The organism is Mesorhizobium sp. M7A.F.Ca.US.005.03.2.1 (assembly GCF_003997795.1).
Taxonomy (GTDB): domain Bacteria; phylum Pseudomonadota; class Alphaproteobacteria; order Rhizobiales; family Rhizobiaceae; genus Mesorhizobium; species Mesorhizobium ciceri.
Window position 1 is genome coordinate 1 of sequence record NZ_RZRP01000259.1, and the last position, 7,390, is coordinate 7,390.

Below are 7,390 nucleotides of genomic sequence, written 5' to 3' on the forward strand. Positions count from 1 at the left end.
CTTGGGGGGAGATTGGCAGCTTCGGCGCCCCACTCAATCCTGCAACGTCGCAGATTGGCGAAAACCATTGTGAAGGCCAATCTCCCCCCTTGAGGGGGAGATGTCCGGCAGGACAGAGGGGGGCGCCGTAGGGCGCTAGCGCTACAAGCCTGCCACCCTCTACCTGCCATCAACCCGGTTTCGCCTTCTCGCATGATCTTCTCCCGAAGACCCACCTCGCTTTATTGCTTCGACACCAGCGCCAGCGCGCGAATCGGGCTGCCGGTGCCGTGCTCGATCTTGAGCGGCGCCGCGATCAGGATGGCGCCCTTCGGCGGCAGCTGGTCGAGGTTGCAGAGGCTGGCGAGACCGTAGCGGTTGGCCTTGTGCATCAGCGTGTGCGCCGGGAATGGCGGCTCCATGCCACCGGCCTTGCCGGCATCGGTGCCGATCGTCTCCGAGCCCCAGCCCTTGATGTCCTTGCTGATCAGGAACTGGATGGCTTCGGCCGTCGGCCCGGGCGTGTGCGGGCCGGTCTCGTTGGCGTTGAGGAACTCGGCTTCCGAGCCGTTGCGCTTGTACCAGTCGGTGCGCATCACCACCCATTCGCCGGCATTGATCGCGCCGTGCTTGGCTTCCCAGGCCTTGATGTGGTCGACGGTGAGCAGGAAATCGGGGTCGGCGGCGGCTTCCTTCGAACAATCGATGACATTGACGGGGCCGACGAAATTCTGCGCCGGAATGGTGTCGGTGGCGCCGTCCGGATAATCCTTGCCGCTGATCCAGTGCTGCGGCGCGTCGAAATGCGTGCCCGAATGTTCGCCGAGCTTCAGCCAGTTCCAGGCCCACCACGGACCGTTCTTGTCGTAACGGGAGATGTTGTGGATCTCGACCTTCGGCGTGTCGACGGCGAGTTCCGGCGGCAGCTTGATCAACGGCGTGTCCGGCCCGAGCGGCGCCGACAGGTCGACCACCTTGATGGCGCCTGAAAGAAGCTGGCCGGCGACTTCGCCGAGGAGTTTTTGCGTGTCCATGGTTTGAAGTTCCCTCTTCGTGTGATGATCAAGGCTCGTCTCGGCCCTTAATATCCTACTAGACGAAAACATATGCATCTGCAATTATCTTTAAGCATAAAGGAAATGGGGACGGGGCGTGAGCGAGTTCGACGCCATCTTTGTCGGGGCGGGCCACAACAGTCTGGCATGCGCCGCGCATTTGGCGCTCAAAGGCTGGAAAACAGGGGTTTTCGAGCGCGGCGCGACAATCGGCGGCGCCGTCCAGACGCGCGAATTCACCCTTCCCGGCTTCCGCCACGATTTCGGCGCGATGAACCTCAGCCTCTTCGCCGGCTCGGCCTTCCACCGGAAATATGCAAATGAATTGAAAGCGCAGGGGCTGGAGTTCGCCCCGGTCGCCGACTGTTTCGCCAGCGCATTCCCTGACGGGCGCTGGTTCGGCGTCAGCAACGATCTGGAAAAGACGGCCGCGCGCATCGCCGCCTTCTCCGCCGCCGACGCCGCCACATGGCGCAGGCTGGTCGCCGCCTTCCCGGCGGAGGCCGAACACCTGTTCCGGCTGCTGGGTTCGCCGATGAGTGCCCGCGCGCTTGCCGGCACGGCGTGGAACCTGTGGCGCAAGAAGGGCATCGCCGGTTCGCTCGATACGGGCCGCCTGCTGCTGTCCTCACCCCGCGCCTGGCTGGAGGAAACTTTCGAGTCGCCGTATATCAGGGCAACGCTCGCCACTTGGGGCATGCATCTCGACTTCGCCCCGGATGTCGCCGGCGGTGCCGTGTTCCCTTATCTGGAATCGATGGCCAACCAGAGTTTCGGCATGGTGCTGGGCAAGGGCGGCGCCGATACCATCATCCGTGCCCTCTCTGGCATGGTGACCTCCGCCGGAGGCAAGATCGTCACCGGCGCCGAAGTCGCCGAGATCACGGTTTCCGCCGGCAGCGCGACCGGCGTACGGCTCGCTTCGGGCGAGACGCATACCGCCACCAGGGCAGTCATTGCCGGCGTCGCGCCTACGGCGCTGACGGGCAGATTGCTGCCCAATGGTTCGGGCGACGCCGGCTTCGACACGGCGATGCAGAAATTCCGCCATGCGCCAGGCACGATGATGATCCACCTGGCGCTGGACGATTTGCCGGATTGGCGTGCCGGAGCGGAGCTTCGGCAGTTCGCCTATGTGCATCTGTCGCCGTCGCTCGACGCCATGTCGCGCACCTATCAGCAGGCGATGGCGGGCATGCTGCCGGACGAGCCTGTGCTGGTGGTCGGCCAGCCGACGGCGATCGACCCGTCGCGGGCGCCTCAGGGCAAGCATGTGCTGTGGGTGCAAGTGCGCATGCTGCCGGCCGAAATCCTGGGCGATGCCGCCGGCAAGATCGCACCGGACCATTGGGACAAGGTGAAGGAAGCCTACGCCGAGCGTGTCCTCGACATCATCGAGACCTATGCGCCCGGCCTGCGCAACAAGATTCTCGGCCGCGCCGTCTTCTCGCCCGTCGACCTCGAGCGTGAGAACCCGAATCTCGTCGGTGGCGACCAGGTCTGCGGCAGCCATCATCTGGCGCAGAACTTTTTATTCCGCCCGGCGCGCAACTATGCCGGCTGGAACACGCCGGTGGCGCATCTGCACCTCACTGGAGCCGCGACATGGCCGGGCGCCGGCACCGGTGCGGCGTCGGGCTTCATGCTCGCACAACAGCTTGGCGGGAGGTAGGAGCCGGAGATTTCCTTGAGGCTACGAGGCAAGGCGCTGCTGCCCAAGAAGCCTGAACCGATGACATGAAGACGCCGCGCAGAAACAAAACCAACAAGGGGAACGACCATGACAATCAACAGACGTGAATTGCTGGGATACAGCGCCGCGGCACTCGGGGTGGCCGCCGTCGGCCTGCCGCAGATCGCTAGGGCGGCTGCCGGCGAACTGACCATCGCCTACAACGTCAACCTGCCATCCTGGGATCCAACCACCGGCCCGTCGGCCGTCAACCCGACAATCCAGGGGCTTTACCAGTCGGTGTTCGATCAATTCATCCCGCAGAAGCCCGATTTGTCCTTCGCGCCCGGCCTGCTCACCGAATGGGGCTGGAACGACGACCGCACCAAGATCATGATGACGGTGCGCGAAGGCGTGACCTGGCATGACGGCTCGCCGTTCACGGCCGAGGACGTCGTCTGGTCGCTACAGCGGGCAGGCGACGAAAAGACCGGCAACCCGATCCAGTTCGTCTGGAAGAACGTCAACAACTTCAAGATCGACGGCAACAAGATCACCGGCGACGTCGTGCAGTTCGACCCGGTCTATTTCAAATGGATGTCGTTCCTGACCGGCTACATCATGCCGAAGGCCTATTACGAGAAGGTCGGCGCCGAAGGTTTCGAGAAGGCGCCGATCGGCACCGGGCCCTACATGGTGGAAAAGTTCGAGCGCAACGCTTTCCTGCGGCTCAAGGCAAACCCGAACTACTGGGGCGGCAAGCCGGCCTTCGAGAATGTGACGATCAAGTTCGTCGCCGACGCGGCAAGCCGCGTCGCCGAGATCGAATCCGGCTCCTCGCAAGTGACGCTCGAAATCCCCTACGAGGAGTATGACCGGCTGATCGCCAAGGACGGGCTGGCCGGCTCGTGCAAGAACGTTTCCGACATCGGCATGATCTTCTTCAACGACATCGAGGCGATGCTGGACAAGAACGTCCGTCAGGCCGCCGTGATGGCCGTCGACAAGAAGCTGCTGGTCGATCGCCTGCTGCGCGGCTACGGACAGCCGATCGATACGCTGGAAACGCCGGAATACGCATCCTACGACGCGTCGATCAAGGTCGAGCACAATCCGGAAAAGGCCAAGGAATTGCTGGCTGCCTCCGGCTATTCGCCGGAAAAGCCGGTCAAGTTCACCATCCAGACGACCAAGGGCTTCAAGCCCAAGGACTATGAGATGATCCAGGCGATCGTCGGCATGTGGCGCAAGGTCGGCATCGAGGCGACGATCGAGGTCTACGAGATCGCAAAGCACTACGAACTGCGCGCCGCCGATAAGCTGGCGCCGGCCGCCTTCTACAACTGGGGCAACGCCATCGGCGATCCGACCACCTCGACCGGCTTTGCCATGTACGGCCCGAGCCCGCATTCGGTGTGGGACAGCCAGGATTTGATCGACATGATCAACCCCTTGTGGGGCGAGAAGGACGAGGCCAAGCGCATCGCCGGCTGGAAGGCTGTCGACAAATACATCGCCGAGCAGGCCTATGTGCTGCCGCTGATGCAGTATGCGCAGCCCATCGTCCATGCCAAGGGCGTCAATGTGGTTCAGCATGTGTCGGGCGCGCTGCTGCCGGCCCTGATGACCCCGGCCTGAGAGAGTCGAGAAAGGCGCGCTGTCGCAAAGCCGGCATGCCTTCTCCCAACTTGCGCAGGCCCCCTCATCCGGCCCTTCGGGCCACCTTCTCCCCGCTGGGGAGAAGAGACCGGCTCAGCCGTCAGCGACCTCTTCTCCCCTCGGGGAGAAGGTGGCCGCGAAGCGGCCGGATGAGGGGTCTTCGTTCCATCAGTCACCGAAACGCATTAGGCCTACGCCAGAATGCTCCTGCAGAGATTCCTGATCCGTCTGCTGACGATGCTGATCACGCTGTTCGGCGTGGCCGTCGTCGTCTTTGTCGTGATCCGCGTCGCGCCCGGCGATCCGATCGCCATGATGCTGCCGCCTGGTGCTACGGATGCCGACATTGCCCGGCTGCGAGCGCTCTACGGCCTCGACAAGACCATCGTGCAGCAATTCTTCATCTGGCTGTCAGGCGTCGCCAGGGGCGATTTCGGCACCTCGATTTCGCTCAGGCAGGATGTGCTGGGTCTCGTCTTCAACCGGCTGCCAGCGACGCTGGAGCTTGCCATCGTCGCGCTTGTGATGGCGGTGGCGCTCGGCGGCACGACGGCAATCATCGGCGCGCGCGAACGCGGCACGGCGGTCGAGGCCGGCATCGACATCGCCAGCGGCGCGGCGCTTTCCATTCCCGACTTCCTGTGGGGCCTGGTGCTGATCCTGCTGTTCGGCGTGCTGGTGCCGATCTTCGACATTTCCGGCCGAGTGTCGCCGCAGCTCGACCTGCCCTTCGTCACCCAGTTTTATCTGTTCGAGAGCTTGCTTCGTCTGCGCCTCGACCTGACCTGGGATCTGCTGAAACACATGCTGATGCCGGCCGTGGCGCTGGCGCTGCCGCTGGCGGCGATCATCTCGCAGCTGCTGAAACAGTCGCTGAAGGAAGTGCTCGACCTCGACTACGTCGTGCTGGCGCGGGTCAAGGGATTCTCGGAAACGCAGGTCATCCTGCGCGAAGCGCTGAAGAATGCCGCGCTGCCGACGCTGACGCTGGTCGGCGTGCAGTTCACCTTCCTCATCGGCGGCACCGTCATCGTCGAACGGCTGTTTTCCTATGAAGGCCTCGGCAACATGGCGATCGACGCCGTCATCAACCGCGACTTGCCGCTGATCCAGGGCATCGTTCTGGTCTTCGCGCTGCTGTTCGTGCTGATCAACCTCAGCGTCGACATGATGTACGCACTGCTCAATCCAAGGCTGCGCCATGGATGAGGGCCGCGCTCAAAGACGAGCTGTGTCGCCGCGTCTGTGGCTGGCCGGCGGCTGGCTGCTGCTGGCGCTTCTGGCGGCAATCTTCGCGCCGCTGGTCGCGCCGCAGGATCCGCTGGCGCAGGATTTGATGCTGGAACGGTTGCCGCCGTTCTGGATGGCCGGCGCCGAACCCGGCTATTGGCTCGGCACCGACAGCCTCGGCCGCGATCTGTTGTCGCGACTGATCTTCGGCGGCCGCATCGCCTTCATCGTCGCTTTCGCCGCGGCCATCGCCGCCTGCCTGGTCGGCTCGATGCTGGGGCTGATAGCCGGCTATTTCGGCGGCTGGGCCGACCGCATCATCTCGCGCATCGTCGATGTCTGGATGGCATTTCCGCCGGTGCTGTTCGCCATCCTTTTGGTTGCGGTGCTCGGCACAGGCTTGAGTTCCGTCATCCTCGCCATCGCCATCATCGACTGGACGCGTTTCTGCCGGGTGATCCGTGCCGAGACGATGGGCCAGTCGCGCATGGACTATGTCGAGAATGCCCGCATCGCCGGCTATGGCCGCATCGGCATCATGCTTCGCGAAGTGCTGCCCAATGTGGTGCCGTCGATCGTGGCGCTGCTGTCGCTGGAGATGGGCATCGCCGTCATCGTCGAGGCGATCCTGTCCTTCGTCAATCTGTCGATCTCGACCGACGACCCGACCTGGGGCGGCATCATCGCCGAGGGCCGGCTGTCGATCCATCAGGCGTGGTGGGTGCTCGTATTTCCGCTGATCACGCTGATCCTGACCGTGCTGTCGTTCAGCCAGTTCGGCGAGGCGCTGAAGACGCGTTTCGATCCGGTGCTGCGATGAGCGCCTGTCTCGACATCAGGGATCTGAGCGCCGTGCTGCCCAACGGCCAGCGCGTATTGCGCTCGGTGTCGCTTGCCGTTCAGCCCGGCGAGGTCCGCGCGCTGGTCGGCGAAAGCGGCGCCGGCAAGACGATGATCGGCAAGGCGGTGCTCGGTGTGCTGCCGTCGAGCGTGCGCATCGTCGAAGGCGACATGCGGCTCGAGGGCGAAGACCTCGGCAAATTGCAGCCCAAGGCGCGGCGCACGCTGATCGGGGCATGCACGGCGCTAATCCCGCAGGACCCGCTGACCGCGCTCAACCCGTCGCGCCGCATCGGCTCGCAGATGACCGACCGGCTGGTGCGCATCCTCGGCTGGAGTGGCGAGAAGGCCGATACCCGCATTCGCCAGTTGCTGGACGAGGTGCAGATCCGCGACCCCGACCGCGTGCTCAAAAGCTATCCGCACGAACTGTCCGGCGGCATGCGCCAGCGCGTGCTGATCGCTGCCGCCTTCGCCGCCGAGCCAAGGCTGATCGTCGCCGACGAGCCGACCACGGCGCTCGACGTCACCGTGCAGAAGCAGATCCTGCGGCTGATCGCACAATTGCAGCGCGAGCACGGCACCGCGATCCTGTTCGTCACCCATGATCTCGGCGTCGTCGCCAAGATCAGCCAGAGGGTCTCGGTGCTCTATGCCGGCAAGGTGGTGGAGGAGGCCGAGACCGCAGCGCTCTTCGCCGCGCCGCAGCACCCCTACACACGGGCGCTGATCGCGGCGACGCCACGCTACACCGATCCTTTCGCCTCGCTAAGACCGGTGGACGAGGCGGTGCTGGCCGGACTTGCTTCGGAGATCGCTGCCGCCGACCAAGCCTGGAGGCGGCCGCATGGTTGAACCGTTGTTCTCCGTGCGCGGGCTGAAGGTCGCGCTGCCCGACATGACGCGCAAGCCGCTGATCGGCCGCGCGCCATTGGTCGAAGTCCAGGCCCTTCAG

General features: G+C 64.3%; 6 protein-coding genes. 5 read left to right on the forward strand and 1 reads right to left on the reverse strand.

All coding sequences use genetic code 11. The annotated features are described in order from the left end of the window. Positions 1 to 221 precede the first annotated feature (221 nt). Complete coding sequence (locus tag EN991_RS16085) at positions 222 to 1,013, reverse strand: cyclase family protein (RefSeq protein WP_063169953.1); 792 nt, start codon at positions 1,011 to 1,013, stop codon at positions 222 to 224. A gap of 118 nt (positions 1,014 to 1,131) precedes the next feature. Here EN991_RS16085 and EN991_RS16090 point away from each other — a divergent pair, with 118 nt between their 5' ends. The 5 genes from EN991_RS16090 to EN991_RS16115 all read left to right on the forward strand — a co-directional run bounded on the left by EN991_RS16090 (position 1,132) and on the right by EN991_RS16115 (position 7,290). Next, a complete protein-coding gene (locus EN991_RS16090; protein WP_127369125.1) occupies positions 1,132 to 2,706 on the forward strand; it encodes an NAD(P)/FAD-dependent oxidoreductase in 1,575 nt (524 codons plus the stop codon). Between the two features lie 108 nt (positions 2,707 to 2,814). Next, positions 2,815 to 4,344 (forward strand): ABC transporter substrate-binding protein, encoded by a 1,530-nt coding sequence (locus EN991_RS16095; RefSeq protein ID WP_027161803.1) that lies wholly within the window; start codon positions 2,815 to 2,817, stop codon positions 4,342 to 4,344. A 222-nt stretch (positions 4,345 to 4,566) separates the two neighbouring features. Beyond that, the gene (locus EN991_RS16105; RefSeq protein WP_013527972.1) at positions 4,567 to 5,574 is read left to right on the forward strand and encodes an ABC transporter permease; all 1,008 of its coding nucleotides are present in this window, start codon (positions 4,567 to 4,569) and stop codon (positions 5,572 to 5,574) included. After that, positions 5,567 to 6,415: an ABC transporter permease gene (locus tag EN991_RS16110; RefSeq protein WP_013527973.1), complete on the forward strand. Its 849-nt coding sequence runs from the start codon at positions 5,567 to 5,569 to the stop codon at positions 6,413 to 6,415. The genes EN991_RS16105 and EN991_RS16110 overlap by 8 nt, the downstream gene beginning before the upstream one ends. Further along, positions 6,412 to 7,290, forward strand: a complete 879-nt coding sequence (locus EN991_RS16115) for an ABC transporter ATP-binding protein (RefSeq protein WP_127369126.1) — start codon at positions 6,412 to 6,414, stop codon at positions 7,288 to 7,290. The genes EN991_RS16110 and EN991_RS16115 overlap by 4 nt, the downstream gene beginning before the upstream one ends. Positions 7,291 to 7,390 lie beyond the last annotated feature (100 nt).